This is a genomic window from Formosa sp. L2A11, assembly GCF_009796865.1.
Lineage (GTDB): Bacteria > Bacteroidota > Bacteroidia > Flavobacteriales > Flavobacteriaceae > Formosa.
The window spans coordinates 280,487-305,307 of the sequence record NZ_CP047028.1 but is presented as its reverse complement, the minus strand read 5'-3'; the positions used below and the strand labels follow the sequence as shown (position 1 = coordinate 305,307).

The 24,821-nt window shown below is 32.5% G+C and carries 24 protein-coding genes and 1 other RNA gene; 5 read left to right on the top strand and 20 right to left on the bottom strand.

Annotation, left to right across the window (positions count from 1 at the left end; translation table 11 throughout):
* Nucleotides 1-42: 42 nt before the first annotated feature.
* Genes GQR95_RS01350 through GQR95_RS01340 form a run of 3 tightly spaced genes read right to left on the bottom strand, consistent with a single transcriptional unit; the run spans nucleotide 43 to nucleotide 3,005 of the window.
* The gene (locus tag GQR95_RS01350) at nucleotides 43-2,445 is read right to left on the bottom strand and encodes a TraG family conjugative transposon ATPase (RefSeq protein ID WP_159021456.1); all 2,403 of its coding nucleotides are present in this window, start codon (nucleotides 2,443-2,445) and stop codon (nucleotides 43-45) included.
* Complete coding sequence (locus GQR95_RS01345; protein ID WP_159021455.1) at nucleotides 2,432-2,716, bottom strand: hypothetical protein; 285 nt, start codon at nucleotides 2,714-2,716, stop codon at nucleotides 2,432-2,434. The genes GQR95_RS01350 and GQR95_RS01345 overlap by 14 nt, the downstream gene beginning before the upstream one ends.
* A gap of 1 nt (nucleotide 2,717) precedes the next feature.
* A complete protein-coding gene (locus GQR95_RS01340; protein ID WP_159021454.1) occupies nucleotides 2,718-3,005 on the bottom strand; it encodes a hypothetical protein in 288 nt (95 codons plus the stop codon).
* A 236-nt stretch (nucleotides 3,006-3,241) separates the two neighbouring features.
* Here GQR95_RS01340 and GQR95_RS01335 point away from each other — a divergent pair, with 236 nt between their 5' ends.
* Nucleotides 3,242-3,826, top strand: a complete 585-nt coding sequence (locus GQR95_RS01335; RefSeq protein WP_233265971.1) for an N-acetylmuramoyl-L-alanine amidase — start codon at nucleotides 3,242-3,244, stop codon at nucleotides 3,824-3,826.
* A 109-nt stretch (nucleotides 3,827-3,935) separates the two neighbouring features.
* Here GQR95_RS01335 and GQR95_RS01330 read toward each other — a convergent pair whose 3' ends face one another.
* The 4 genes from GQR95_RS01330 to GQR95_RS01315 all read right to left on the bottom strand — a co-directional run bounded on the left by GQR95_RS01330 (nucleotide 3,936) and on the right by GQR95_RS01315 (nucleotide 6,769).
* Entirely contained in the window at nucleotides 3,936-4,598 is a 663-nt protein-coding gene (locus GQR95_RS01330; protein ID WP_159021452.1) for an ATPase, read from the bottom strand.
* Nucleotides 4,582-5,334: a hypothetical protein gene (locus GQR95_RS01325; protein ID WP_159021451.1), complete on the bottom strand. Its 753-nt coding sequence runs from the start codon at nucleotides 5,332-5,334 to the stop codon at nucleotides 4,582-4,584. Before GQR95_RS01325 ends, GQR95_RS01330 begins: the two co-directional genes overlap by 17 nt.
* Before the next feature lie 3 nt (nucleotides 5,335-5,337).
* Complete coding sequence (locus GQR95_RS01320; protein WP_159021450.1) at nucleotides 5,338-5,622, bottom strand: helix-turn-helix domain-containing protein; 285 nt, start codon at nucleotides 5,620-5,622, stop codon at nucleotides 5,338-5,340.
* A gap of 301 nt (nucleotides 5,623-5,923) precedes the next feature.
* Nucleotides 5,924-6,769 carry an RteC domain-containing protein gene (locus GQR95_RS01315; RefSeq protein ID WP_159021449.1) on the bottom strand — a complete coding sequence of 282 codons (846 nt, stop codon included), beginning with the start codon at nucleotides 6,767-6,769 and terminating at the stop codon, nucleotides 5,924-5,926.
* Nucleotides 6,770-7,205: 436 nt separating this feature from the next.
* Between GQR95_RS01315 and GQR95_RS01310 the strand changes: the two genes are divergently transcribed.
* Nucleotides 7,206-7,835: a TetR/AcrR family transcriptional regulator gene (locus tag GQR95_RS01310; RefSeq protein WP_159021448.1), complete on the top strand. Its 630-nt coding sequence runs from the start codon at nucleotides 7,206-7,208 to the stop codon at nucleotides 7,833-7,835.
* 6 nt (nucleotides 7,836-7,841) lie between these two features.
* Here the strand turns inward: GQR95_RS01310 and GQR95_RS01305 are convergent, their stop codons facing one another.
* The 7 genes from GQR95_RS01305 to GQR95_RS01275 form a co-directional block, all read right to left on the bottom strand.
* The gene (locus GQR95_RS01305) at nucleotides 7,842-9,077 is read right to left on the bottom strand and encodes a site-specific integrase (protein ID WP_159021447.1); all 1,236 of its coding nucleotides are present in this window, start codon (nucleotides 9,075-9,077) and stop codon (nucleotides 7,842-7,844) included.
* A 512-nt stretch (nucleotides 9,078-9,589) separates the two neighbouring features.
* Nucleotides 9,590-9,985, bottom strand: a transfer-messenger RNA (tmRNA) gene (gene ssrA / locus GQR95_RS01300).
* A gap of 303 nt (nucleotides 9,986-10,288) precedes the next feature.
* A complete protein-coding gene (locus tag GQR95_RS01295; RefSeq protein ID WP_159021446.1) occupies nucleotides 10,289-11,836 on the bottom strand; it encodes a PepSY domain-containing protein in 1,548 nt (515 codons plus the stop codon).
* Nucleotides 11,837-11,840: 4 nt separating this feature from the next.
* Nucleotides 11,841-12,140, bottom strand: coding sequence for a hypothetical protein (locus GQR95_RS01290; RefSeq protein ID WP_159021445.1), 300 nt, complete (start codon nucleotides 12,138-12,140; stop codon nucleotides 11,841-11,843).
* Between the two features lie 11 nt (nucleotides 12,141-12,151).
* Entirely contained in the window at nucleotides 12,152-12,490 is a 339-nt protein-coding gene (locus tag GQR95_RS01285) for a hypothetical protein (RefSeq protein WP_159021444.1), read from the bottom strand.
* 60 nt (nucleotides 12,491-12,550) lie between these two features.
* The gene (locus GQR95_RS01280; RefSeq protein WP_159021443.1) at nucleotides 12,551-13,267 is read right to left on the bottom strand and encodes a DUF4198 domain-containing protein; all 717 of its coding nucleotides are present in this window, start codon (nucleotides 13,265-13,267) and stop codon (nucleotides 12,551-12,553) included.
* Between the two features lie 8 nt (nucleotides 13,268-13,275).
* Nucleotides 13,276-15,669, bottom strand: coding sequence for a TonB-dependent receptor (locus tag GQR95_RS01275; protein WP_159021442.1), 2,394 nt, complete (start codon nucleotides 15,667-15,669; stop codon nucleotides 13,276-13,278).
* Nucleotides 15,670-15,846: 177 nt separating this feature from the next.
* On the opposite strand from GQR95_RS01275, the gene GQR95_RS01270 reads away from it, so the two are divergent.
* A complete protein-coding gene (locus tag GQR95_RS01270) occupies nucleotides 15,847-16,209 on the top strand; it encodes a DUF1801 domain-containing protein (protein ID WP_159021441.1) in 363 nt (120 codons plus the stop codon).
* A 418-nt stretch (nucleotides 16,210-16,627) separates the two neighbouring features.
* Here the strand turns inward: GQR95_RS01270 and GQR95_RS01265 are convergent, their stop codons facing one another.
* From GQR95_RS01265 to kdsA, 4 genes are read right to left on the bottom strand one after another with little or no spacing between them, the layout of a single operon-like run.
* Nucleotides 16,628-17,095, bottom strand: a complete 468-nt coding sequence (locus tag GQR95_RS01265) for a GNAT family N-acetyltransferase (protein WP_159021440.1) — start codon at nucleotides 17,093-17,095, stop codon at nucleotides 16,628-16,630.
* A 2-nt stretch (nucleotides 17,096-17,097) separates the two neighbouring features.
* Nucleotides 17,098-17,889 carry an META domain-containing protein gene (locus GQR95_RS01260; protein ID WP_159021439.1) on the bottom strand — a complete coding sequence of 264 codons (792 nt, stop codon included), beginning with the start codon at nucleotides 17,887-17,889 and terminating at the stop codon, nucleotides 17,098-17,100.
* Between the two features lie 12 nt (nucleotides 17,890-17,901).
* Nucleotides 17,902-18,759, bottom strand: coding sequence for a hypothetical protein (locus GQR95_RS01255; RefSeq protein ID WP_233265970.1), 858 nt, complete (start codon nucleotides 18,757-18,759; stop codon nucleotides 17,902-17,904).
* Nucleotides 18,760-18,777: 18 nt separating this feature from the next.
* A complete protein-coding gene (gene kdsA, locus GQR95_RS01250; protein ID WP_159021438.1) occupies nucleotides 18,778-19,596 on the bottom strand; it encodes a 3-deoxy-8-phosphooctulonate synthase in 819 nt (272 codons plus the stop codon).
* Nucleotides 19,597-20,176: 580 nt separating this feature from the next.
* On the opposite strand from kdsA, the gene typA reads away from it, so the two are divergent.
* Together typA and GQR95_RS01240 are read left to right on the top strand one after the other, a co-directional pair.
* The gene (typA, locus tag GQR95_RS01245; RefSeq protein ID WP_159021437.1) at nucleotides 20,177-21,976 is read left to right on the top strand and encodes a translational GTPase TypA; all 1,800 of its coding nucleotides are present in this window, start codon (nucleotides 20,177-20,179) and stop codon (nucleotides 21,974-21,976) included.
* A 107-nt stretch (nucleotides 21,977-22,083) separates the two neighbouring features.
* On the top strand, nucleotides 22,084-22,314 hold the full coding sequence (locus tag GQR95_RS01240; protein ID WP_159021436.1) for a YgjV family protein: 231 nt from the start codon (nucleotides 22,084-22,086) through the stop codon (nucleotides 22,312-22,314).
* 10 nt (nucleotides 22,315-22,324) lie between these two features.
* Here GQR95_RS01240 and GQR95_RS01235 read toward each other — a convergent pair whose 3' ends face one another.
* Nucleotides 22,325-23,476 (bottom strand): glycosyltransferase family 2 protein, encoded by a 1,152-nt coding sequence (locus tag GQR95_RS01235; RefSeq protein ID WP_159021435.1) that lies wholly within the window; start codon nucleotides 23,474-23,476, stop codon nucleotides 22,325-22,327.
* Nucleotides 23,473-24,762 carry a hypothetical protein gene (locus GQR95_RS01230; protein ID WP_159021434.1) on the bottom strand — a complete coding sequence of 430 codons (1,290 nt, stop codon included), beginning with the start codon at nucleotides 24,760-24,762 and terminating at the stop codon, nucleotides 23,473-23,475. Before GQR95_RS01230 ends, GQR95_RS01235 begins: the two co-directional genes overlap by 4 nt.
* Between the last annotated feature and the right edge of the window lie 59 nt (nucleotides 24,763-24,821).

The window sequence follows — 24,821 nt, the reverse complement described above, 5'->3', positions numbered from 1 at the left end:
AGTATAAAAAAAATTGAAGTACGTTTAAAATGTTTCATAATATTAGGTTTTAGAGGTGAATACTTTGATGGCTTTTTCCATATCATGAGTCTGCTCATAAAGCGTCATAATTTCTTCATTTTCTTTACCATCAGTGAGGTAAGCAGCGTAAACTTCTTTAGGAACTTCTAGCCTGAAAATGTTGCTTTCCTTTCCGATTTTGATAAACATCTCGGTGTATTTTCGAGGACCAGAAAGATTGTTCTTAATAGATTTTAGTTGATTTAAATCGTGACTAGATAAGTGAAGTCTCTTAACGAGTTCATCGTATCCTTTTTCATTGTTCAAACTATAGATAACCTGTGTGTTTTCAAGTATACTAGCCGACGTTGAATTGTCTGGAAGCTGATTAATGGACTGTAGAATAATACCAATAGCTCCATTTTGTTTACGAATAGCTTGATAGTAAAATTCAACACTTTCCAAAACATTGTCAAACTTGAGTTGTTTAGCAAATTCATCAAAAAGAATGATGCCTTTCTCTGCACGGTTTTTCCAAATGGTACGCTGTATAGCCGATTTAATAAGTTTCAGCATTACAGATAGAATTTCCTTATTATCCTTTACTTCATCTAATTCAAAAACTATTAATCGCTTGTCTTCAATTTTATAGGTCTGGTCTTCGCTGAGCTCAAAGAGGAAACTATATAGACCATCTCCAACGTATTCCGACATTATGTGCAAAAAGTTTGTAATGTTGAAATAATCGGGATGGATTTTTAGGGTTTTCAAAAGGTCTTTTTGATCCCCTTCTATAAAGCTGTAAAAATCATCTAGGGAGTGATTGTCTAGGGTGTTATCATAATAATGGCGCAATATTTTCTTGATAGATACAGATTGTGCTTTAGTTACTTTTAAATCTGAAGCAAATAATTCAAATAAAAACACAGATAAATCCTCAAGGCGTTCAGGTGTAAGGTCGTTCTCACTACTAATGTAAAATGGGTTAATACCGAGGTTTTTTCCACTTTCGTAACGCAGTACCGTATACTTTTCAGGATACAGTTTTGCGAATTTGGTATACGAACCACCGAGATCTATTATAACTAGTCGTACACCACTTTCAAAATACTGGCGTAAAATGTTATTGGCTAAAAAGGATTTACCTTCTCCCGTGGGGGCGAAAATGGCAAAGTTTCTAGCTTTAATTCTTTTTTTATGTTCGTCCCAGACATCTTTTAAAACAGGGATGTTATGTTCTCGGTCATTAAAAATGATGCCTTGCTTATCCGATTTGTAATTGGTGTTATTTATAAATAAACATAAGGCGTGTTTTAAATCGGTAACATATACATCTGCATTCGAAAAATTAGAGGAGAAGCAACAGAAACTATTTAAAATATAATTCTTACGCTCTTCCCCACGCGGATAGTAAGGCATGATATCCAGTTCCTTAAATTCAGTTTTAACTTTAGAGGTTATTTTTTCTAATTCAGAAGGATTTTTATGCCAATAGATGATGTTTAGATGACCACGAATTATTCTGGCATTATCATCTGCATTAATCTGCTGGAGTATATGCTGAATTTTTCCAAGTATAACCTTGTTTTGAGATCCAAAGTTTGAACTTTTGTTAAGCTCCTCTACTTTTTTGTCAAGTTGCTTTCGCCATTTTTGTTTGTCATCTAAATATAGAATTTGGTTGACAATGTGGTTTTCCTTTAGCGTAAGTCCTAAACCATCAACAAACCCTTGATGAAATACAAAATCGTCAGACGTGAATTTCTCATTGGTTTTGCTACTTTGTACACTTTCGCCAAAGCACAGTTCGCTATTGATGGCTAGGACATCAAAATGGTTTTCACCTATATTGACACTTTTTTTATCTAAAATTATGTCTGTATCAAATCCCTCATTAAATCCATTAAAATACACTGTAGTGAGCTCATGGATATCTTGAGGTTTAAGCGGGTAATACGTTGTTTTTCGACTATTATTTATAAAGGAAATCGCATCTCTAACAGCATTCTCAAAGCTTTTGGTGTTTTCATCCAATTCCCGCACTATCTTTTTAGAAATATTTTTAAAAGGGTTGACATATTTAGGACTGTTAAGTGCTTTATTCTTGGTTAAAACAAAAAATAAATAGCTTTTGTGTTCTATCTGCTCCCGACCTTTAAAATGTGCATGTGTTGCCTTTTCTAAGAACGTATCATTAGGGAGTTGACTCGCGGTAAAGGCTGTTTTTAAGTACACGTCTTGTTTGTGAACAACGGTTCCAACAGGTAGCGATTTAAAAGTCTGAAACCAGGTGCCATGTAAATCTTCAAAATCCCTTTCTGAAAGCGAGTAGATTTCAGGTAAATATCCTTCATAGCAGAAGATCACATTACCATTATTGGCAAAAATGATGTGATCCTGAATATCGGATATGGGATGATGTGCTGAAAGGTTAATCTTGTTCATAATCGTAGTCAACATGTTTTTTGTTACTAATAATTTTAGGAAATGCTTTGCTAAATTGAAATAAGCTCGGGTTAGTGCTAATTCGAGTAAGCACTACATAAAGTGTAGCATTTAAAAGTAGTACAGTTATAATCATTTTAAAACTCAACGAGAAAATGATTATCAGTAAGGAACCTAGAATAGATACCATCATTAACGCAAAAAGGGTAATGGGTAAACCAAAAATAACGGCTCGTTTTCTAATGTTTTTATACACTTCAAATTGTTTCATGCTACACGACGATTCCGATTAGGTAAGTGAAAATTCCAACAACAGCACCGGCTATTAAAACAAAGACCAGTACTCTGGTAATTCCTTTTTTTAAATCGGCGTTTTCTCCAAAAAAATGACCAGCATTAAATAAGAATCCAACTAGAAAAATAACCCCTAGAATGATTGGGAAAATGGTTCGAATGGTATTCGATACATCATCCACTGAAGCTTCAATGCCTCCAATTTGTGCGAAAAGCGTTGTGGATAATAGCGAAAGCACTGCGGTAAAATAGATTGATTTTTTCATCACGTTTGGTTTTAAAATTTGTATTTATTTTGATATCAGTAAATTACATATATTTGCCTTTAAAATACTGTTAATCAGTATATTAAATAAATAATTTTGTTTGAATTAGCTTGGTTTTATTTCATCTCAAATGATATCAAAATTTATGATTTCAGACCAGGCACTAGTGAGAAACTCGAAATTTAAAAATGAAAAAAGGGCTTAAAAACGTCAGTTTTATGATTTTACTCTTCCAAATGTGCATCTGTTTTGGTCAAGACCTAGGTGCTCAAAAACGCATTGTAATTGATGCAGGTCATGGAGGAATAGATTCAGGAGCTCTAGCTAGAAATGGAGCTCAGGAAAAAGACATTGTTTTGAATGTGGCTCAAGAGGTCTTGCGATTAAATTCTAGCCTAAAAGAACCCCATCTCATTTTTTTAACCCGATACTCTGATACTTTGATTTCGCTTGGTGATAGAACCCGATTGGCTATGGCGCTAGATGCCGATTTGTTTTTGTCTTTGCATTGTAATCATGCTAAAAACCATAGGGCTAGGGGAGTTGAAGTGTTTGCTTATAGATATCCATTCAAGTATTCCAAGACTGCCGTTTGGATGGCCTACCAGTTGCAAAACCAATTTAAAAAACAATTAGGCTTTGAGAGTCGAGGTGTGAAGTTTGCAAATTTTCAGGTGTTACGAGACACTGCAAAACAGTGTCCTGCGCTACTCTTGGAATTGGGGTTTTTATCTAATGCAGATGAAAATAGCTTTCTGTCTTCTAAAGAAAATGCCACAAGAATCGCTTTAATTATCCTAAACATTCTAGAAACCTACTAAAATAAAAGATCATGAAAGACCTGGGATTAGAAATTGTAAATTGCTTAAAAGCCATAGCCAAAGCTTTGATCTTAGAATTTTTAAAATGGAAAAACTCTAATAAAAATCCCTAGGAGCGTTTGTCTTTTGAGTTTTTATCAAAAGCAATTAAATTAAATAATTCACGCATTCGACTTCGAACTCGGTTCCCGTAGCGTTCTTCCAGCTCTTCAGCATTGAGGTTGGTGGTGGCATGGGTTTTAATCTTGTGTTTGGTTTGTAGATAAAGCTCGTAGCGTGATAAAAGCACTTCCCCCATAACATTTAAATCCTTGCCATAGTACCTGCCTGAAGGCTCAATGCCGAGGTCATCAAAACAGAAAAACTTTGTGTTGCCGTAATCTTCAATGGTTTTAAATCCCAGGTGATTAAAGCTGAAAGCGATATTGCGACAGGGAATGATTTCATAAGGCCGTTGCAAGGGGGTGAGATGTCGGATGAGTTTCATTAGGCTCGTTTTGCCACAGCCTACTGGTCCCGATAGCAGTAGGCCTTTGTCTGGATCGATGTTATCTTTTTTGCAATTTTGGTGATCCTTGATCAGGTAATAGCACAGCTTACGAATAATAACATGGTCGTGATTATATATTTTAAAATGCTCACCAAAAAGTAATTTTCCTTTGGCGTTCAAGTAAATCAAAATTAGATCAAAATCGTAGATTACGTTTTTGCCATCAAATTTTCCTAGGGCATATTCTATGCCACCTTCTGTAATTTTAGAGGGGTTGTCCATAGTCTTTGTCTTTAGTGGTTCGTAAGTTGTCCTTAATATGGGATACTTGTTTTTTGATTGATTGTTTTCCTAGGCTGAATAGCTCAGTTCTGTCCATCCAATTTATGGCTATAGATTTCCAATCTCGAATGTCATTTCCATCGCTAGTTTTCCAGTCTCGGTTTTTGTAATACTCGAAGAATTTTTTTCCTTCATCAGCATTAAAATCTTTTTCAATAAAAAATAATTTTACCTCCTGCCAGCCCTTTGGCTGTTTTATATTGTTTACTTGTTTAGTAATGTTTATAGTAGATACCAGTGCTTGTCCATTAATGGGACGGTTGTGTACCAATGCTTGTCCTCTCATGGGACTGTAGTGTACCGGAGCTTGTCCATTATTGGGATTGTTGTGTACTTCTACTTGTCCAGATGTGGGACACTCTTGCTCGGAATTAATGGAGTCATTTGAATCTAAAACAGTCATTTTTACCATGCTTCCTTTGTATGGATTATGAGATGGAAAATAGCTTAAATATCCCCAAGAATTTAGGTCGGAAATGCATCTGTGATATGTGGATTTTGAGCCGATTTTTGATGCTTGCATCAAATCGCCTCGATTAATGAAGAATACTTCTACAAAACGATTACTATTCCATTCCAGAAACATGGCCATATAAAGGCTGATATGAGTTGGATTCAATCTTGTATCAAGATGGAATTTTTCGAAAGCTGCATGAAGTAACTTTATGTAATTCATAATCTACATATTTTTGTCAATATCTACTTTGTTTTCTATCATAACAGCTTGTATTTCTTCGGCAGAATAGTAGATTATACCACCAATACGTGTGTATGGAATAGTTCCATTAAGGCGTAAATTTTGTAAAGTTCCGGAGCTTATTTTAAGCAAACTCATAACCTCTGTTGATTTGAGATAGGTTTTTAATTGTCTTTTAGATTGTTCTGCAAACAATCGCTTGATGTCGTCGATTAATTCTAGTTTGAATTCATGAAGATCGTCGGTGGTGATGATACTTGTTGGCATAATGAATGATTTTTAATTAAACATATAAGCTTCAATACTTAAGAGTGATGTGCTTTGGAGTGAATTGAGCTTCTTTTGACAAATTTGGGTTAGTTTAGGGTAATTTTTACTCTATCACAGCTCTACTAATGCCATAATTTAACATTTATCAAAATGGAGGGTTTTGTAAGCTTTTCGACCGTTAATTAAGATGAAAATGCAGAAAAATGAATGGTTTTATGGGGATTTAGGTGCGGAAGGCTTATACACAAGAAAAACACCCTATAAGGTAGTAATAGGGAGGTAATTGAACTATAGAAAACTATTGGTCATTAGGGTTTAATTCATCTTTTTTACTCAGTTCATTTAAATATGCGATTAACATAGCATCTGTAAATTGAGTTGGTCCTTTTGACCTTGTAGCATTTTCATTACGAGTATTATAAAAACCTTTCATTTCAATATCAATTATTTCCTGAAATTTTCGTGCTAAATCTATAATAGTTATATTGTTTTTGGTGTGAAGTCCTGATGCACTAAGTAAAGAGATAAGTTCAACAAAAGCAGAAAAACCAAACGGCCATATTAGTTTAGTGTTTTCTTTTGGGTCTTTCACGAGTGTGGGATTTTCAATATGGAATAGTCTCTTTTGTAGATAGCCAACAAAGGCAGAGCAAGCCTTGAATTCTGCAAGAAGCGTGCTTTTTGGAGTATTAAAAAGTAAATCTTCATTATATAATTTTGAAATTGCCAAACGGGTATCCGAATTGTGTTTTCTCGTAAAATAATGCTCGTCAAAGTGAGTATTCTCTAATTCTAAATATTGACCGAAATCTATGTGGCGCAAAAAGAAACGGTTAAACCGTTGCAGTTTAAATTCAATTAACTGGCGTTGTGATTCTTTGTCGCTTTTAGGTAACTCTTGTTCGAAATTAATTACTTTTAAGAAGTAAATAAGTTCTTTTTGAGGAATAATTTTGGTGTATTTGAAAAAGTCAATTTCATGTTGAGTAGATTTAAACCCATAGGAAATGACATCTCTTCTAAGAAGCCGTAATACACGTCTTGATAATTCAATAGACTGCATTGCTCGTGGTTTAATTCCATGGGAAGAATTTTCAATATATAATAGTTTCTCTTTAAATTCAGTTAGTAGTTTCTGCTTCATATTATTGGTTTTAGGTTGTTAATATGAATGCGTAATGCATTTTAAAAAAGTAATGTTAACAGATAATTTTCTAGGTATTTTAGTTTGTTTGAGAAATAAGTATGCCCTTGAACTGTGTAATTGCCTGATAATTATAAATATAAGTGTTTTTCTCGTTTACGAGAAAAATAAATATTGTTCAACTATAGAATTGAGGAAAGCTAAATAATTAGGGTTCATTTTGAGAATTAAATATATTTAACTCGTAAATAATGATAATTTAATTAAAATAGTTCTTAAATTATATGGTTTTTTAGTTAAAGATTTGTTTTGCTAGTCTAGTAAAGGGATTATAATTACTTTTATGGAACGAATATTTTCTACTGCCTCCTGTGTAATCTACCTCAATTTAAACTGCTTTATCTCTTGGTTTTAATTTTTCAATACGATAAACGCAATGACAAAAAAATATCAAGGGCTTGTTAATGATAAAGAACGTTCAAAACAAAGGCTAATTAATGCAGTTGGTAAGGTGCTAGAACGTGAAGGATATACAGGTCTGACAGCTACTAAAATAGCTAAGGAAGCTGATTTGAATAGACGGCTTATTTCTCTTTACTTTGATTCTGTAGATAATTTGGTGGAAACCTATATTAAACAAAAAAATTATTGGCCTGATGCTTTGGGAACGGTAAAGCAATTGCTAGAAGGGAAACAAGGCTTATCTACTAATGAGATCGCAGATATCTTGCTTAAAAATCAATTGGAATACTTTCAAAATAATTCAGAATTACAAAAGCTCACGCTATGGGAACTCAGTCAGAACTCCGATTTATTAGAAAGTGTAAGTAAGGAAAGAGAAGAACTTCTTTTAGAGATATTTCAATTAACTGACAAAAGGGTAGAATCTGAAAAAATTGATTTACGTGATATATTAGCTCTACTACTTGCAGGATCCTACTATCTGGTGCTTCATGGAAAATCTACAAACTCTCTTTTTTGCGGCATAGATGTTAATATGGAGCAAGGAATGAACGGTATAAAAGATACTATGAGTTTTATTTTGGATAAAACTTTATGTAATTAATTTTGTTTATTTCTGTTTTTTGATTGACTTATTATTTAATTTTTCTCTCAAGACACTCATGTCTTCACTGACTTTACGATCAACAATTTTTGCATAGTGCTGAGTTGTTCTAAGAGATTTATGACCTAACATTTTACTAACAGACTCAATAGGAACGCCGTTGGTTAAAGTTATGGTAGTAGCAAAAGTATGGCGGGCCAGATGCGTTGTCAATGGTTTTTCGATGCCGCACATTATGGCGATTTCTTTTAGAAATGCATTCGATTTTTGGTTACTGAGCACAGGTATAATATGATTATTAATCTTTACTTCTGGATGATCTGAATAGCGTTCTATAATTTCTTCCGCGATTGGTAAAAGAGGAATACTACTTAATGTATTGGTTTTGGTACGTTTTATACGAATCCATTTTCCACCATCCAAGCCAATTACAATGTCAGATTTTGTTAACTTGGCAACATCAGAGTAGGCTAGACCTGTATAGCATGAAAATATAAACATATCTCTTACTAATCGTAGCCGATCTACATGCAACTCTTTATAATATAGGGCATCGACCTCTTCTGTGTTTAGAAACTCGCGTTCTACAGTTTCATACTGAACCTTATAATTATAGAAAGGATCAATATCCATCCATTGATTGGCTAGGGCTATCCGTATTATTTTCTTTAAATTATTGATATATTTTAATGCTGAATTATGGTTGCATTTTCTTACCGTTTTTAGGAAAAACTCAAATTTTACAATAAATCGATTATCAATATCTCTTAATCTCAGATCCTCTTGTTTGTATTCTTCTTCAATAAATTGTTTTACATGATCATAGCATGTCCAATATCGTTTTGCTGTACTAAGAGATATATCTTTTCCTGCTAAGGTGTCTGTTCTGTTATTGTGATCTAAAAAGATTTCAAGGAGATATTTGGATTTTTTACCTCCACCTTTTAAAGCGTTCATTAATGAAATTGCGGTTATACGATCATCTTCATCAATTTTCTGTTGATGAATTTTATATAATTTATGTTTTAGGTTATTGATATGATTATTTATTTCAATAGCATCTCTATCCTTGCCAATAACTTTTTGTTGTTTAGAGTTCCATCGTTTCGGATCGATTCTCCGGGTTATACTATACTCTAGACGTTTTTTTGCAACAGTAAGTCGCATATAAATTGGAGCTAATCCTTTGCTATTTGTTTTCGATGTTAATAAGTGAAACAGGGTGTGAAAATCTGTATTCATAACGTTTAATTTTAGAAGTTTTTTTCTTTTACTTTCTAAGTTACATTATTTTTTACAAACTTTAAAATTGGTTGTCTTACGTAAGAAGCATTATGTCAATAGGTTAGGTGTGTTTCGGTGACCCATTTTTAGAAATTGAAATAGGTCACCGAAAAGGTCACCCGAGGATGAGGATTATTCTTTGTTTCTTTCAATTAAGCTTTAGGTGTTTTAAATTGGTTTTTTAATTAATGAAAATCAAATTTTATATAAAAAAATAGAAGAATTATAGTCTATAATAAGGAATGAAATGAAAAAATATAACAATAATGTAAATGTTAAAAAATATCTGTAACATTTTGGTTGTCAATTTTTTGGGTGTGATTGGGTGACCTGTTTTTATTTAGTTGTGATAGGTCACCGAATAGGTCACCTTTTAATTGATATCATTTGGCTTCAAATTATATCAATACTAATAAAAAACCCCAAAATCAAAGAGATTTTGGGGTTTATGAGGCTTTTTAATAGGCCTTTAGTGGAGTCGGAGAGAATCGAACTCTCGTCCAAACAAGTCATCAAAGGGGTTTCTACACGCTTATTCTTTTCTTGGGTTTTCGTTTGTAAGCTGGTTAAAGACAACCCACTTACAACTTATCTTCTTTAGTTTCAAAAGCGAGTCAAAGCGCCTCACTTTCTATATTGACATTTACGATATCTCAAAATGGAACGCCGTCAATCAAGGCTTTCCGGAGACATAAAGCTTGTACACCTGGTGTACCTAGGCCAATCCTACTATAATTCGGATTAAGCAGCTAAAGCGTAGTTATTCTCGCCGTTTAAAAGTGTGATCTAGCCTTTTACGTGTATCAAAATCATTACACGACGTGCTTACCGTTCAATAAATCTCGCTGTCAAAACCAGTCGACCCCATTGTAGTAAGTATTTTGGGCGTTCCCCTCCGGGTCAGGTCTTCCGCTATATCTTTTTAATTAAAAAAAATTAAAAAGGATGCCGCTTCAACCCTTAACGCAACTAAAATTCATCTTAATAGAATAAGAAAAAAATTAGGATTGCAAATTTATAAAAAAAAATGTTTAAACTCGCAATTCTATCTAATTTAGTGCAAAAGTTATGCCAATACAATATCGTGTCAGTGTCTTTAAATCTGTTATTATCAATTTCACGATTATAAAAGCACTCTTGTTTTACTTTTTTGTGTTTTTATTGTAGAATTATGCTTTTGGTTTTTGCTTCAATTTAAAATATACATAGAATGTAATTGCAGATAATACAATCCAAAATGCATCGATAAAAAAGATCTGGAATTGTTGATTTTTAAAACTAGACCAAATCCAATTATTTGTCATAACTCCATTTGTAATCGGAATTAAAAAACCGAAAATAGAACCTAATAATAATGTGTTTTTATTCGTAAAATAGTTGTCCTTTCTCAGAACATAAAACACGGTAAATATTAACCATCCTATAAAATAGAACTTATAAATAAACGACATACTTGCTGGTGCATTTATTTTTACAGCTATAAAAGATAAAGCTGTAATAGGGTACATGCTTAAACAAACAGCAAGATAAATGCGGACTAACCATTCGTTAAAACGTCTTTTCTTTTCAGAAGTGGTTTTCTTGTTTCTAGCAACGCCCCAAATCATAACCCCAGAAAGTATAACGAAACACGAAATTATTCCGAGTAAGAAACTGACCAACTTTAAAGCAATGCCTCCGTAATCTCCATAGTGTAATCTAAACATTACGTTTTTTACACCATCTAAATAGGTGGCAGTTTGATAAGGATTTTTTTCGTGTATCAGTTCATTTGTGTCTACTTTGTAAATAGCTTCACCAATGGCAGTGTATTTGTTTTCGTACTTTAAATGTCCTTCAATCATAACATGCATATTGGCATCATTATAATTAAAAATATGTATTTGTGTCACATCAAAGTCAGGCCATAAATCTTCTGTCTTATTTACATAATAATTTAGACTAAATTCTTTGTTTAAAGGTGTATTTGTGTATTCGTATTCTGGATGTGAATATCCTAAATCTTTATAAAAACGGGCATCATCTCCATGAAAAAGTAACATGACTGTAGGCGCAATAATAATGGCTTTTATCATAAAAAAAGCTCCCGTAACGGCATAAACAAACTGAAACGGTAAACCTATAACACCTAAAGCAGTGTGTGCATCTGTCCATAAAGTTTTCAGCTTTGCTAAAGGTCTAAACGTATAAAAGTTAGAGACAATTTTACTCCAATGTACAATGACTCCTGTAATAATAGCAAAGAGAAAAAAGAAGGATACAAAGCCAGCAAGAATATAGCCAATGGGTTGCATTTGGGCAAAAAAGTGGAGTCTGTAAAGAAATTCACCTAAGGTATATTGTTCTGCATAAGTCTTCTCGGAATAGTCTTTGGTGTCTAAAGTAAAATAGTCAGGAGTTTCAATATTAGCTAGATTTAGCGTGTCTTTAGGCGCAGACATTGTTATACCTATACGTTGCTCGATAAAATGTTTAGAGAGTTCAAGATCCCTACTATTTAAATTATAAGATGTATTTAGAGAGTCTAAAGCTACATCAAAATCCATTTGAAGTGCTTCTGTATTATTAACGGTGTTATTGCGTTCCCAATTAATAATTTCGTCTCTAAAAAAAGAGAAAGATCCTGCGAAAAAAATCACGTATAATAATACACTTATTACAATACCACTAATAGTATGTGTATGAAATAGAATGTTATAAATTCTTTTGTCGTTCATAATATTAAACTATTGGGTTATATAAATCTCCTAAATACATTAGTGTTGAAAATACCGCAGTAAGCGCAATGTAAATACTCCAAATTTTCCATCCGCTTTTGGCTAAAAAGGCAAGCATTAAAAGTATAGCCCATAATATAAATGCTGAAAAAGCTGAGGTTATAATAACAGTAGTAGAATCTGTCCAGGCGGTTAATGCCAAGTGTAAAGACATGGTTACAAAATAACCACCAAAAAATCCAGCTGTTATTTTGGCAAAACGTTGCCAAGAAGATGTAGAAAGATATTTTTTGTTTGCAGGCATAATAATCAGATTTAAGGAACAAGTACTATAAACTCAATAACAAAACAGACTACAAGAAATACACTAAGCGATTTGTAATTGAAAATTTTTAATGGCGCTAACAATACAATCAGACTTCCAAAAGTCATGAGATAGATAAAAAAAGAAAAAATTCCAGCACCTAAACCAAAGACTTTAATGGTAAGGATGCATGAAATAGCTAACACTATAAAACTTATAATTTTACACAGATTCTTATGCTGAATTAGTAGGTGTTCGAAACCTAATAATTCCTGAGACTCCATTTTTTTTGAAGTCGTATAGTGCAAATAGAATGCTAAAATGACTAATAAAATTGATAGCGTAATCATATATTATATAAATTAAAACAACTCTAAAAGGGATATTTTAGAGTTGTTTTTAAGATTGTTTTATTGAATACAATAGGTTGCGCAATGCCAAATAAATTGGTAATCTTTACCTTTAAATTTGCCAGGAACATCTTCCTGTTTTGTAGTTTCAATAATGTATTTTGTCTTCCAAGGTCTTTTAAAAGACACGTACCCATTGGTGTCTGTTGTTAATGTCTTAGACCAATTATCGGCTACAAAGATATCAACTTCTTGTACTGCTAAAGGCTGTCCTTTAAATAAAACCTGTAGTTTAACGTCGTCACTATCATTAGCAACTTCAACCACAGAGATTCCTGTTTCATTTATGTTTGATGTATTAGTTGCTTTTTTACCAACTTGTACAATTGCAGAGCCATTATAATGCGTTTTAAAAATACCAAAATCATATTCTGTATAATCAATCACTTCAATATTATCGTTATCTAAAACAATAGTATATGTTTCGTTTGTAGACGGTGTAAATGAAGCGACATAACGATCTGTTTTTGCTGTAACCTGTAATTGCGTTTTCTTTCCGTTAGCATCTACAACCCAAAGCGTAAAATCTTTCACATTTGGAAAATTTTCACCTTCCACATCTTCAATAACGCTATAGGTATATTCTCCGTAAAATACATGTACCTCTTGTGCTGTTCCTACTTTACCTTCGGCACTGGTTTCTATCCATAAATAGTGTGCGAAACTTGGTGTAGCAACACATACTAAAAGAGCGAGTGTTAGAATTATTTTCTTCATAAAAATAATTAGAATTTAAATGTGAAATTAGCTAATACAGATCTTGGTTGTTGTGGTGTTAACGTAGACCAACCTGAGTAATACTCTTCGTTAAACATGTTGTTTAATTTTAAACCTACACGGTATTTATCTGCAGAATAGTAAACAGAAGCATTTGCAACAATATAACTTGGTACACTAAATACACCAGACGTATATCCTGAAGCATTTATAATATCGCGTTCGCTTGCTCCGTTAAATCCAGCTCCAATTCCGAAACCTTCTAAAGTTCCTGTTTCAAAAATATAATCTGCCCATAAATTGTAAACAATATCAGAACCTGCATCTACTGGACGTTCTCCTATAGTAGATTCGGTGCTTGCTTTTTCAATTTCACTATCGTTATAGCTATATCCAGCTCTAATATTTAAACCATCTATAGGATTTGCATTAATTTCTAATTCGAACCCTTTACTAGATACTTCTCCATCTTGTATTTGGTTAAAAGCATCGTTAGGATCTGTCATTAATCTGTTACTTACTAAAATGCTGTAGTAGTTTACTGTCGCGTTTAAACGGTTGTTGAAGAAGTTTGTTTTAACTCCAAATTCAATTTGGTTAGCTTCTTCTGGTTCAAAGTTTTTAAGGGTTTGACCTTCTGTAGAACTCGCATCACCTACTAATTGTGGGCCAATGTTTGTAAATCCGTTTTGCCAGTTTGCAAATACAGATAATCTGTCTTCAATAGGTTGGTATAATAACCCAAATTTAGGAGATATAGCAAACTGATCGTAATCGTCTGTGTTTGTTGTAATATCACCTTCATTGTCAAATTGATCGAAACGAACACTTGCCATTGCAGATAATTTAGATGTAATATCTAATACATCAGAAACATAAGCACTATAAACATTTGTACGTGTTTTGTAGTTGTTTATTGACGATCCTGCTAAAGCGGCATCTACACCAGCTGTTGTTAAAGGATAGCCATCTGCTTCCTCACCTGTACTTGGTGTTACAGATCCGTAATAGGCATAACTACTTCCGTTGTCAATGCTTGTTACGCTGTAATAATCTAAACCAGCAACAATTCTGTTTCTTAAATTTCCGATTTTAAAATCGCCATTAAAATTTTGTTGAATATCTGTAGTTCTGCTTAAAGCATCTTGTTTGTTTAAGTAACGAGAGAATGTTCCTGCACCTGTTAAATCGTATAAATAGGTGTAATAGCCTTTAGTAGATGTTACACTTCTAGATACTATAGTTTGTGAGTTCCAAGCATCAGATAATTTGTAATCCATTTCTACACGGTAGTTTTGTGTCGGATTTTCTAAAGTTAGTGCATTACTTGTGTACGATTTCTTATAATCGTATCCTAAATCATCTAAGTCTTCATATTGCAGTGCTCCGGCACGACTTAAGAATAAAAAGGTTGGATTTGTTTTTTCTGACTGAGAAATTTCTCCGTAGAACGAGAATGATAATCTGTTATTTACTTGGTAAGATAAAGAAGGCGCAACAAAGAATGATTTTTTAAAACCAGCATCTTGGAAACTATCTTCTGTATGGTAAGAAGTATTTAATCTGAAGTATAGATTTTCATCTTTATCTAAAGCGGTATTAAAATCTCCTGTAATTATATTTAATCCATATGATCCTGCTGTATAAGATACTTGTCCGCCAGATCCTTTATAAGGCTTTTTAGTCACCACATTTATTAATCCACCGTAAGAGGTTACTGAAGATCCAAACAATGTAGCCGATGGGCCTTTAATGACTTCAATACGTTCTATATTGGCAGCGTTAATCGTTCCGTTAGTTAATCCAGGAACACCATTTACTAATTGTGGTTGTACACTAAATCCGCGTAGTGAATAATATCCTGCACCATCACCACCACGTCCTGTAGAGGTCCATAGTTGTTGTATACCCGTAGCATTATCTAATGCATCTTCAAAATTAGTTGCAATTTGAGATTCTAAGATATCTGTAGTTATTGTAGAATAAACTTGTGTGTTTTCTAAATCTTTTAATGGTAATTTAGACACGTAAGCTGTTTGCTTTCTCGCAAACATATTACGGCGTTTTCCATCTATAACAACCTCAGATAGGATTTCTTGGCCTTCGTAAAGTGTAATGTTTGATAACGTCAGGTTACTGTTAGATACGGTAAAAGCGACTTCTTTGGTTTTGTAACCTAAATAGGATACTACCGCTGTGTAATCTCCAGATCCAAGGTTTTTAATTTCAAATTGTCCGTCTATATCTGTTTGACTTCCGTTAGTTGAGTTTTTTAATGAAATATTTGCACCTGCAATTGGTGTGTTTTCTGCATCTGTAACTGTACCGTTTACAATTATTTGTTGTGCATTAATAACAAAAGATGTTAGTAATAGCACAGCAAAACTGAATAATGTTTTCATTGTTTTTATTTAGACTTATTATTAATTGTGTAAATTTTTTCGACAAATGTATATTAGAGTGTTATATTATCAAAGCTTATTTATAATTAATTTAAATAAAAATATAATAAACTTTATCAGGCCTTGATTTTTAGTGGTTAATGTTATATTGAAACCTAAAATTATATTGTAAAACAGATGAAACCTGCAGAAGAACATATATTAAATCAGCCAGAACCGTATCAATCTATCATGCTGTATGTGCGGAGTGTTATAATGAAAACCTTAGCGGTTGAAGAAAAATACAGTTATAAAATGCCGTTTTATTATTATAAGAAAAAGCCTTTTGTGTTTCTTAATGTTTTAAAAGGTACCAATTATGTAGATGTGGTTTTTATGGATGGTGCTCTTCTAGAAACTAAATTTCCCGAATTACAAGACTGTAATAAACGGAAACGTGTGCGATCTATTCCTGTTAAACGTTTAGAAGATTTAGATGAATTACGGTTTGTTGAATTGTTGCAGTATGCTGCTGAGGTGAAAAGTAATGATGTTACATAAAATATTATGATTTTCACATAATGCTTAACCACTACAACCCATAACTATTTGTTAACTATTCCTTGTTAATAAAAATGTAAATCATTGTTTTTCAGATTGTTGATTTAAGTTGTCGACAATTGAGAGGTTTTGCTTGTATCGATTGTTTCAAATTCTTGCTTATCTTTACAATGTTAAATAATTTAACAACTTACATAAAAAAAACTCGAAGGTCGTAACTTCGAGTTATGTGAGGTAACCCCCTAAAAATATAATTCTATGTTCGAATTAATTATTTTACTACAGAGTCTTATTATTATGAGACTGACTTTTAAAAGTTAAAATTTTTTATTTGGCTCTGGAGATATTCTTCAGAGCTTTTAAATTTAATACAAATATATAACTTTATTGTTTTTAACAATGGATGAAATATTACTTTCTAAAGTATTTTCTTCACAATATAATTCTCGAATACTAAACCTTTAAAAGACTTTTTCTGCTTTTTTACGATGTCGTAATACTTGTTTTCAAAAAAAGGTAAAGCTGTTTTACTAACATCCGAACGGATTTCAGGAAACTCTTCTGCAATAACTTGCGATTCAATTGTGCGTAATAGGGAAGAGGCTATGCCTTGTCTTTGGTAGTCTTTATGTACAAATAAACCGTCTAAATAATAACCTTTCTTTAAATACGCAAAGCCGACAATTACAGCATCAATTTCTGCTACAATAAAATATAAATCGGATATGCGTTCCAACCAAGTTTCAGTTTCGTCTGATCCAGAAGCCCAAACTGTAATTTGTTTTGCGTTGTAATGTTTGGTATTAATTGTGGAAACTGTATCTCGAAAAAGTGAGGTTATGTCTGCTAAATCTTTCGCAGTAGCTTGTCTGATGTCAATATTCATAATTAATCTACTTTTTTTAACGTCAGTGTATTTCCGTCGGGATTAGATAAATATAAGCGGTTGTTTTCAATTTTAAATTGCGTGCTACGTTCTAAGGCTTTTATAAATTTAGTTTCGTTATCTAAAGTAGGACACATTTTTTTAGTAGTCACAATTTTGGTGAACCTGATTTTAGATTGTTCAGAAAAAATAGAGCCATTTATAGTATTACATCCAGCATAACCTAAGAAAGCATTCGCTTTGGCGTTAATTTCAATATTAGGTAATTCTTTAGTGAACTGTTTTGCATTTACAACGTCATTAGCAATTGTTTCTAAAACCCAAATGTCGTGTAAACGATAGTCTGTAATGTATTCGCCACAACCTTGATATGCGGTGAAATTTGTTTCAGAATTCTGCTTAAAATCTATTGAAACCGTATACGGATGTGTATTGTTTTCTAAATCTTTGCAAGCTTGCATCGCAATTTTAACTCGAATATGAGAGGTTTTGGTTAGCGCACTGTATATTTTAATATTAGAGTCTGCAGCCTGATTAAAATGGGATAAAGGGAAGTTAAATGTTTCTGCACCCAAAGAAAATTGAATTTCATTTTCTCTTAACAGAAGTTTCCAATTAGGTGATGTACCTGAACTTTTAAAAAACACTTTAGCAGTGTTTTCTTGTGTTTTTATTAAAGCCGAATTTGTAACAGTATCGCTTATTTTATTTACAGTTTCTTCTTTGGATTGTCCGCAACTAAAAACTGTAATTAAAATAATAATTACGATACTGTTTTTTAATATATTCAGCATTAATAATGTGAATTATATTCTGAAAATACTACCAATTTTAATAATGGTTTCTCCAAAGAAAAAATGTTGAGAAGCACGATCTGAAGGATTTTCTGTTGTTCTAATATCGGGCATGTTTATAAAACCACCTTTTAAATCACCTTGAATAAAAAAATGTTTAAAGAAGGTTAAGTTTAAACCAGCACTTGCAGATACGCCGTAACCTGAAATATGAAAATCGTCGTTACGGTTGTAAGCTAGTAACTTGGCGTTTGTTTTAGGATATAAAACACCACCACCAACAGCTTCGGTTAATTTAATTTGAAATACATCTGTATTATTAATACCAAAAAGCTGAGAAATATCGTCGAATCTCGCAATCTCTGTATGTATGTAATTTAAACCATCTGTATGCTCGAAGGTTAAAAAGCCTTTACTTAAATAAACAGGATCGTCTTGGAAACTGTTATTGTAAAGCGAACTTTCTTGGTCTTCAGGAATATCTATATATCCGTTAGCTCGTACGGTTTGCTCTTGGGTCATTACATATTTCATGTGATCTAAACTTACTGTCACTGCATAATGATCGTTAATAAAATACCCCAATCTAAAATTAGTTTGTGGTATAGTCATGCTTGCAGGGTTAATATAATCTACATGCCATCCTTTGGGTTTGTCATGCGCTTCTACATCGTAAAGTGTAAAATTGTAATCGTCTCCGGTAAAGGTAATATCAGATTCAGAAAATTTATCCCTGTTTCCTCCCCAACTCACAAAGAATTTTCCTTTGTTAGAATCGGTATATTTTAGGGTTTCTGTATCTTGGGCAGTTGCATTTAATAGGGGAAATACGGTACTTCCTATTAAAAATATAATAGTTTGAATTTTCATTTAAAAAGGAATCTAAATTTAAAACGCAGTTATGGTTTTTCTAATAGCAACAAGGTGTTTTAATAACCCTTCTAGGTGATCTAAGTGTAACATATTTGCACCATCGCTTTTTGCATTAGCCGGATCGAAATGTGTTTCAATAAATAATCCGTCTACATTATTTACAATACCAGCTCTTGCAATAGTTTCAATCATGTCTGGTCTTCCTCCAGTAACACCACTTGTTTGGTTTGGCTGTTGTAAAGAATGTGTAACATCTAAAACGGTAGGAGCAAATTCGCGCATGGTAGGAATACCTCTAAAGTCTACAATCATATCTTGGTAACCAAACATAGTACCACGATCTGTAACCCAAGCTTTATTATTTCCTGAATCTTTTACTTTTTGTACGGCATGTTTCATGCTTTCAGGACTCATAAATTGTCCTTTTTTCAAGTTTACAACTTTCCCAGTTTCTGCAGCAGCAACTACTAAATCTGTTTGGCGCACTAAAAAAGCTGGAATTTGAAGGACATCTACATATTCTGCAGCCATAGCAGCATCAGACACTTCATGAATATCTGTTACTGTTGGAATATGAAATGTATCTGAAACCTTCTTTAAAATTTTAAGCGCTTTTTCATCACCAATACCTGTAAAACTATCAATTCTACTACGGTTAGCTTTTTTAAAACTACCTTTAAATACGTATGGTATTTGTAAAGCATCTGTAATCGTTACAATTTTTTCTGCGATACGTAACGCCATATCTTCCCCTTCTATGGCACAAGGTCCAGAAAGTAAGAAAAAATTATTAGCATCTATATGTTTTAATTGAGGAACATCTGAAAGGTTCATATGTAATTAAATTTTTTTAAGGGACAAAGTTACGCAAAATTAATACGGTTTTATAAATGTATATTAAGGAGTTTATTACTGTTTTTTTTAAAGGTTTTTAATAGTCATCGCGATATCATTAAGTTTAAAAGGAATCCAACAATAGTAAATTAAAAAGGATATGCAACTTGGTAAATTATACTAACAATGTGTACTAAAAAGACAAATAGTAAAGATGAAGACAGACAAATAATAGTAATTGTTATTTAGAATTAATTGCCATATAAAAAGAACTCTAAAGAGTAAAATTAAGGTGTGGAGTTAGTCTGCTATACCTATTTATTAAGGAAACTAGGCATATTGTTAGACTTATAAAAAGCTAATAAGGGATAGATTTGGCATAGGTAGAAAATGTGTTTTTTATTTTAACATTTTGATATACAATTAAAAAGGCGTAAAAACGGAGGTGATTTGCTGTTTTTACAACAAAATTAAACATGAAGGTAGAGATTAAAATTAAGTTAAGGTTAATTAATAACAATTAATTAACTAATCTATAAAAATATAATGTACCTTTGCGCGCTTAAATAAGGCATCAATTATGGCTAATATTAAAAACATTGCAATTATTGCACACGTAGATCACGGGAAAACGACGTTGGTTGACAAAATTATGTACCACTGTCATTTATTTCGTGATAACGAAAATACAGGAGACTTAATCCTTGATAGTAATGATTTAGAACGTGAAAGAGGAATTACTATTACTTCTAAAAACGTTTCAGTTATTTATAAAGATACTAAAATCAATATCATTGATACCCCTGGTCACGCCGATTTTGGTGGTGAAGTAGAGCGTGTTTTAAACATGGCCGATGGTGTATTATTATTGGTAGATGCTTTTGAAGGCCCTATGCCTCAAACGCGTTTTGTATTACAAAAAGCAATTGACTTAGGTTTAAAACCTTGTGTTGTTGTAAATAAAGTAGACAAAGAAAACTGTACGCCAGAAGAAGTACATGAAAAAGTATTCGATTTAATGTTCGAATTAGGTGCAGAAGAATGGCAATTAGATTTCCCTACAGTATACGGTTCTGCAAAGAACAACTGGATGAGTGATGATTGGAGAAATGAAACGGATAACATCGAGCCATTATTAGATATGGTTATCGAACATATTCCTGCTCCAAAAATAGTTGAAGGAACGACACAAATGTTAATTACATCTTTAGACTTTTCTTCTTTTACAGGACGAATTGCTATTGGACGTTTAACAAGAGGAGAATTAAAAGTGGGACAAAACATATCTTTAGTTAGACGTGATGGTTCTGTTGTTAAAAATAAAATTAAAGAACTACACGTTTTCGAAGGTGTAGGACGTAAAAAAGTTGACGAAATTCAAACAGGAGATATCTGTGCGATTGTTGGTCTTGAAGGTTTTGAAATTGGTGATACTGTTGCAGATTTTGAAAACCCTGAAGGTTTAAAAACAATTGCTATTGATGAGCCTACTATGAGTATGTTGTTTACAATTAACGATTCGCCTTTCTTTGGTAAAGACGGTAAGTTTGTAACATCTAGACATATTAAAGATCGTTTAGCTAAAGAATTAGAAAAAAACTTAGCACTTCGTTTAGGTGAAACAGGTAGTGCAGATAAATTCATGGTATTTGGTCGTGGAGTATTACACTTATCTGTATTAATTGAAACAATGCGTCGTGAAGGCTACGAATTACAAATTGGACAACCACAAGTAATCATTAAAGAAATTGATGGTGTTAAATGTGAGCCAATGGAAGAATTAACAATCGACCTTCCTGAAACTGTATCTGGTAAAGCTGTAGAGTTCGTATCATTACGTAAAGGAGAATTGTTATCTATGGAAGCAAAAGGAGAGCGTATGATTTGCGAATTCTTAATTCCTTCTCGTGGTATTATTGGTTTACGTAACCAATTATTGACAGCAACAGCTGGTGAAGCTATTATGTCTCACCGTTATAAAGAATACCAACCTGTAAAAGGGCCAATTCCTGGACGTGTTTCTGGATCTTTAGTATCTATGGAAAACGGAAAAGCTATTCCTTATTCTATTGATAAATTACAAGATAGAGGTAAGTTTTTCGTTGAACCTGGAGAAGATATTTACGAAGGACAAGTTATTGGTGAAAACTCTCGTCAAGACGATATGACTGTTAACATTACTAAAGCTAAAAAGCAAAGTAACGTACGTTCGTCTGGTGCAGATGATAAAGCTAAAATTGTACCTGCAATTAAATTCTCTTTAGAAGAAGCTTTAGAATATATTCAAAAAGATGAGTATGTTGAAGTTACACCTCATTTCTTACGTATTCGTAAAATTTACTTAACAGAATCAGATCGTAAACGTAATAAAATTATATAATAGTTACAGACTAGTAATAGTTATTGTAAGATAATCTATATATTTAAAGAGGAATCCATACGGATTCCTCTTTTTAATTTTCTACTATTTACTTTAAAAGTGAACTTATGGATGTGTTAGGAGTTTCTGTGACAGAATGGGTAGGGTATTTAGCATCGTTTTTGTTGCTAATAGCGTTTACAATGAAAGATGTTAAAAAGCTAAGAATAGTTAACTCTGTTGGGTGTGTACTCTTTGTTGTTTATGGCTTTATGCTTGATATATCTTGGCCTCTAGTGATTACTAATGGCTCTATCTTTTTTATAAATATTTATTATTTGTTTTTTAAAAAGAAGTAATAATTTTAATTTAATGATTGTTTTTTAGTCCGAGTATACTGAAAAAAAGACTAAATAAAATAACCTGAATACCAAGTAAAATAGTAAACACAGCTGGAATAACGATACGTAATGTATTGGTCGGATTTAAGTTTCCAAAATCTTTACTCTTCCAAATAAATAGGCCGTAATAACTGAGTCCGCAGCCTACAATTAGAATTAAAAAACCAAGTACTAAACCGCGCTCCAAATTAATGTATTTAAACATTTTGTTGTAGCGTTTACTTTTTGGTAACAAATCGTTTTCTACCGCATAAATTTTGGTTAAACAGTAAAAAACCAAAAATTGAAATCCGATTAAAACAAAGCTAGACGTGTATAATAAGGTATGAATATCTAAAATGATATTTTTAATTTGTATCGGGTTTATAATAAGAAGTGTCGAGCTTATTAAACCCAATACCATAAGGCATATTGCGGGGTATAAAAATAACCAATTGGGACTGTAAAGCGATAGAAAGCGTAAATGTCTCCAGCCATCTTGCCAGGTATTTAAATGTGGTTTTCGCGTTCTACCATCTGGATATAAAACCGTAGGAACTTCTGTTATTTTTAAATTTTTAAGTTTAGACTTTACAATCATTTCAGATGCAAATTCCATTCCCGAAGTTTTTAAATTCATTTTCAAGAATGCCTCTTTAGAGAAGCCTCTCAGTCCGCAATGGAAATCGCCAATTTCAATTTTATAAAATAACTTTCCTATAAAAGACAATACAGGGTTTCCTAAATACTTGTGAAGAAAAGGCATCGCATCTTTTTCTATGCCGCCTTTAAACCGGTTTCCTACAACCAAATCATAGCCCGCACGTAATTGGGTTAAGAAAGGTAATAATGCAGAAAAATCATAACTATTGTCTGCATCTGCCATAATTACGTATTTGCCTTTAGCAGCTTCAATACCGCCTTTTAAAGCGCTTCCGTATCCTTTTTCTGTAACATGTACAAGTGTAGCGTTAAGTTGCTCTGCAATCTGTATAGAACCATCTTTACTGCCATTGTCTGCAATAATAATTTCGCCATTAACAGCGTGTGTTTTAAAAAATGCTTGTGCTTTTTTTATGCAGATTGCTAAAGTTTCAGCTTCGTTTAAACAGGGCATAACAACCGTTAATTCAATACTCATAATTTTGATTTGTTTACACTGTTTTCAGAGCTGATTAAAATAAAGACAATAAGAAAAAGTACCCAGTCGTTATAAAAAGTAAACCGTTTTAATGTATGCATACCTATAGAAATTAGAGCAACATTTAAGAGGCTTAATAATGAAACAAATAGAATAAGTTTATAGGCTATTTGTTTTGTTTTGATGCTTTTTATAAAACTGAAAATTAAAATTATAAACAGGAGCAAGGTGTATTTTGCATTTCCAAAAGCGTATGTAAAATTTTTAATGTAGAGTTTTAACCAAGGTTTAAAATTATTAAGAACCAAAGGAATACTCATGCTCTTAGTGAGTTGGTCTACTGCTATTAATTTTTCATCATTAGTTTTCAATGTATCTACAAGTTGTAAACCTGTAGGTAAAATGGTGTAATTTGCTATGTCTGGATAATGCTCTACGTAAATAGCAAGTGCGTCTGTGTGGTTAGATTCTGTATTAAATTCATGAATATTTAAATGTTTTTCAGCTAAACTTAAATAGGTCTTTTTGTAAAATTCTTGTTCGATTTTAGAATCGTAAATGGTATAATCTTCAGCATCTGCAACAAAAAAAGCAGGTGTTAATAAATGAATCCCCGTCCAAGGTGTAGATACAAAATGATGGTGTGCCAGTTTATGGTATGTTTTATCTGTAACCGTACTAATTATAGGAAATAAAATAAGCAAAACCAAGACCCATTTGTGATCTAGTTTCTTCTTCTCGAACCAAAACCATAATAGTATACCAATGGCAATAGGAATTAAAAATAAAAATTGACTCCGTGTCTGTATCAAGACTAAAAGCACAGGAAGCGCAATGACGATAGGTTTTACTTTAGATAAAAATATACTTTTTAAAAACAGACTAACCGTTATTAAATACAACGGATAAGCGAGTGCTTCAGATAAAAATACGTTTGCTAATTTATGATTGTAAAGATAAGGAATAAGCAAAATAACATTGAGAAGTAGTAGCCAAACAGTTTCTAATTTAGAATGCTTTTTTAAGGTTGAAATACAATAATAAATTGCACTTATGCCTAGTAAATATTGAATAGTTATGGTGGCAATATTAAATAAAGAACCAAAAAGTGAGCGCATAATATCTAAGAAAATAGGATAACTAGCCGATCGTGTGATAACCATATTTAAATAGCCTTCAGAATCATTAGATAACGTAATGGGGCGGTTTAATACAATACCAAAACCTATTAAGAATGTACAAAGAATACTAATTAAAAATGATTTTTCAGATAGTTTATAAGTCACGTTTAGTTTTGGTTTATGTTATTGTAAATATAAGTGAAAAGTAAAACCTGCAATAGAAA

What these genes read in the sequence shown, in the direction of transcription:
- GQR95_RS01350 (WP_159021456.1), bottom strand. Translation starts at nt 2,445, where the DNA reads ATGAACAAGATTAACCTTTCAGCACATCATCCCATATCCGATATTCAG.
- GQR95_RS01345 (WP_159021455.1), bottom strand. Translation starts at nt 2,716, where the DNA reads ATGAAACAATTTGAAGTGTATAAAAACATTAGAAAACGAGCCGTTATT.
- GQR95_RS01340 (WP_159021454.1), bottom strand. Translation starts at nt 3,005, where the DNA reads ATGAAAAAATCAATCTATTTTACCGCAGTGCTTTCGCTATTATCCACA.
- GQR95_RS01335 (WP_233265971.1), top strand. Translation starts at nt 3,242, where the DNA reads ATGTGCATCTGTTTTGGTCAAGACCTAGGTGCTCAAAAACGCATTGTA.
- GQR95_RS01330 (WP_159021452.1), bottom strand. Translation starts at nt 4,598, where the DNA reads ATGGACAACCCCTCTAAAATTACAGAAGGTGGCATAGAATATGCCCTA.
- GQR95_RS01325 (WP_159021451.1), bottom strand. Translation starts at nt 5,334, where the DNA reads ATGAATTACATAAAGTTACTTCATGCAGCTTTCGAAAAATTCCATCTT.
- GQR95_RS01320 (WP_159021450.1), bottom strand. Translation starts at nt 5,622, where the DNA reads ATGCCAACAAGTATCATCACCACCGACGATCTTCATGAATTCAAACTA.
- GQR95_RS01315 (WP_159021449.1), bottom strand. Translation starts at nt 6,769, where the DNA reads ATGAAGCAGAAACTACTAACTGAATTTAAAGAGAAACTATTATATATT.
- GQR95_RS01310 (WP_159021448.1), top strand. Translation starts at nt 7,206, where the DNA reads ATGACAAAAAAATATCAAGGGCTTGTTAATGATAAAGAACGTTCAAAA.
- GQR95_RS01305 (WP_159021447.1), bottom strand. Translation starts at nt 9,077, where the DNA reads ATGAATACAGATTTTCACACCCTGTTTCACTTATTAACATCGAAAACA.
- GQR95_RS01295 (WP_159021446.1), bottom strand. Translation starts at nt 11,836, where the DNA reads ATGAACGACAAAAGAATTTATAACATTCTATTTCATACACATACTATT.
- GQR95_RS01290 (WP_159021445.1), bottom strand. Translation starts at nt 12,140, where the DNA reads ATGCCTGCAAACAAAAAATATCTTTCTACATCTTCTTGGCAACGTTTT.
- GQR95_RS01285 (WP_159021444.1), bottom strand. Translation starts at nt 12,490, where the DNA reads ATGATTACGCTATCAATTTTATTAGTCATTTTAGCATTCTATTTGCAC.
- GQR95_RS01280 (WP_159021443.1), bottom strand. Translation starts at nt 13,267, where the DNA reads ATGAAGAAAATAATTCTAACACTCGCTCTTTTAGTATGTGTTGCTACA.
- GQR95_RS01275 (WP_159021442.1), bottom strand. Translation starts at nt 15,669, where the DNA reads ATGAAAACATTATTCAGTTTTGCTGTGCTATTACTAACATCTTTTGTT.
- GQR95_RS01270 (WP_159021441.1), top strand. Translation starts at nt 15,847, where the DNA reads ATGAAACCTGCAGAAGAACATATATTAAATCAGCCAGAACCGTATCAA.
- GQR95_RS01265 (WP_159021440.1), bottom strand. Translation starts at nt 17,095, where the DNA reads ATGAATATTGACATCAGACAAGCTACTGCGAAAGATTTAGCAGACATA.
- GQR95_RS01260 (WP_159021439.1), bottom strand. Translation starts at nt 17,889, where the DNA reads ATGCTGAATATATTAAAAAACAGTATCGTAATTATTATTTTAATTACA.
- GQR95_RS01255 (WP_233265970.1), bottom strand. Translation starts at nt 18,759, where the DNA reads ATGAAAATTCAAACTATTATATTTTTAATAGGAAGTACCGTATTTCCC.
- kdsA (WP_159021438.1), bottom strand. Translation starts at nt 19,596, where the DNA reads ATGAACCTTTCAGATGTTCCTCAATTAAAACATATAGATGCTAATAAT.
- typA (WP_159021437.1), top strand. Translation starts at nt 20,177, where the DNA reads ATGGCTAATATTAAAAACATTGCAATTATTGCACACGTAGATCACGGG.
- GQR95_RS01240 (WP_159021436.1), top strand. Translation starts at nt 22,084, where the DNA reads ATGGATGTGTTAGGAGTTTCTGTGACAGAATGGGTAGGGTATTTAGCA.
- GQR95_RS01235 (WP_159021435.1), bottom strand. Translation starts at nt 23,476, where the DNA reads ATGAGTATTGAATTAACGGTTGTTATGCCCTGTTTAAACGAAGCTGAA.